The following is a 501-nucleotide window of genomic DNA, read 5'->3' as shown; positions in this document are numbered from 1 at the left end:
AGAATGTCTCCTGTAACGGAGGTTCTGATGGCGATTTTAAAGTTATTGGTTCTGGTGGTACACCTCCTTACAACTACTCGTTAGATGGTGGTACAACTACACAAACTGACCAAATATTTTATAACTTGTCTGCTGGTGACTATACCGTCACGGTTGTTGATAGTAACCAGTGTACTGCTGAAATAGAAATTGAAATTACAGAACCTAGTGCCTTAAGCCTGTCTGTTGATAAAGTTAATGCTACTTCTGCGCAAGGATGTGACGATGGCACTGCGACTGCCTCTACCACGGGTGGAAATGGTCCGTATACTTATTTATGGTCAGCCTCGGCTGGTAATTCTACAGATGCTTCTGTGAGTGGGTTAACTGTAGGAAATCATACCGTTGTAGTAACGGATGCCAATGATTGTACAGCGACACAAACTATTACTATTTCATGTACCGATGATTGTGATACTGCAACCACATCAGGTACCATTACAAATGTACTTTGTAATGGCG

The 501-nt window shown here is 41.9% G+C and carries 1 protein-coding gene; it reads left to right on the top strand.

What is annotated here, in order from left to right; genetic code table 11:
* Nucleotides 1-501 (top strand): SprB repeat-containing protein (locus HNV08_RS16245; protein ID WP_173282414.1); only part of this gene is annotated, 501 nt, incomplete at both ends.

The sequence above is a fragment of the Winogradskyella eckloniae genome (assembly GCF_013249045.1).
Lineage (GTDB): Bacteria > Bacteroidota > Bacteroidia > Flavobacteriales > Flavobacteriaceae > Winogradskyella > Winogradskyella eckloniae.
This window is presented reverse-complemented; position numbering and strand designations above follow the sequence as displayed.